1 protein-coding gene and 1 pseudogene are annotated in these 1468 nt (G+C 66.9%); both read right to left on the bottom strand.

The window, feature by feature from the left end; genetic code table 11:
• Positions 1-422, bottom strand: a pseudogene (locus ABZ234_RS33980) (hypothetical protein); the annotation flags it as partial.
• A gap of 198 nt (positions 423-620) precedes the next feature.
• On the bottom strand, positions 621-1468 hold an 848-nt coding region (locus ABZ234_RS33975; protein ID WP_355014772.1), incomplete at its 5' end, for a hypothetical protein.

Here is a 1468-nt window from a genome sequence, read left to right as displayed (position 1 = left end):
ACCGACGCCGCACCGCACTCCGTACCGGCGCGCGGGTAGTCGACCGAGAAGTACAGCAGGTCACCGCTCACCGACACGTCGCCCTGCCCGCCGGGGCAGAGCACCTCGGACACGATCTGCGGGTCCTCGGGCTCGGAGATGTCGTAGACGACGAACCCGTTGTAGTTGCCGCCGATGGCGTAGTCGCCGGTGAACGCCAGGTCCGAGTTGAAGTCGCTCATCGACTCCGTCTTCGGGACGTTGGTCACATGAGTCACGTTGGAGCTGGTGTCGGCGTCGCTGACGAACGCGTCGTCGGCGGAGGCGGAGGCGGGACCGAGGAGTCCGGCCACGAGGGCGGCCGCTCCGGCCAGGGTGAGGCCGGTCAGCCCTCTTCGGGCCGAGGCGTATCTGGGGCGGGGGGTCGGGGGGGATGACGCCATACGAACTCCTGATTCTGATTGGAGCGAAACAGGAAGAACGTACACAGTTCAACATCAACATGTATAGGGGGATACAAAAGAAACATGGTTGTTAACACGGTGTCGGCCTGACCCGATCTGGCTGCACAACGCGACTAGCCGCAGGCGGCTGCGGGGCCCGCCAGGTGGACCCGGCGCGCCCCGCAGCCGTCCGTTCTGTCATCGCGGGGACGGAAAAGACGGTTGTGACTGCGGGTTGAACTCGTCCATCCGCACGTTCTCCGCCTCGGACAAACGCGGGTCCGTCAGTTTGAGCACGTCGAGGCCCCGCTGAATATCGGACGAGTAGACGTGGCCCCTGTAGTAGTACGCCGACCAGGAGCCGGCGGTGCTCAGCGTGTCCGGTTTCCAGGGGCCGCGGTCGAAGTGGCCGATCTCCACGGGCCGGTCGGGATCGGTCAGGTCGATGACCGAGACGCCGCCCTGGTACCAGGACTGCACGAAGAAGTCCTGCCCGGGCACGGGAATGAGGGAGCCGTTGTGCGCCACACAGTTCTCGGTTTCGGTCTGATGGCGCGGCAATTTGTAGTAGCTCCTGAACCCGAGTTCGGGGGACGCGCCACCGAGGTCCAGCGAGTAGACGGCGTCGGCGCCCCGCTCGGGGCCGATCTCCTCCGTGCAGGTGGCCGCGCTTCCGCCGCCGAGCTCGTCGGTGAAGACCACGTTCCTGGCGTCGTTGGTGAACGTCGCCGAGTGCCAGAACGCGAAGTTCGGGTCCTGGACGCGGTCCACCACCCGCGGCTCGGCCGGGTCCGACGTGTCGAGCAGCAGGCCGTCGCCCAGGCAGGCCGCCGCGGCGATGTCCCGTTCCGGGTAGACGGTGATGTCGTGGCAGCCCGTGGTCCTCCGGTGCCCGCCGTCCGGGAACAGTTCGGGCTCGTTGACCACCGCGGCAGCGGCGGGATCGGCCAGCGGCACCTCGATGATCGAGATCTTGTCGTGCGGCGGCTGACAGTTGGGGAAGCGCTCGGAGGGCGAGTAGGAGGAGACGTAGACGTACTCGTGCT

Source organism: Nocardiopsis sp. NPDC006198 (assembly GCF_040613895.1).
Classification (GTDB): domain Bacteria; phylum Actinomycetota; class Actinomycetes; order Streptosporangiales; family Streptosporangiaceae; genus Nocardiopsis; species Nocardiopsis tropica.
Note: the sequence above shows the minus strand (reverse complement) of the source record. Positions and strands in the feature narration are given on the sequence as shown.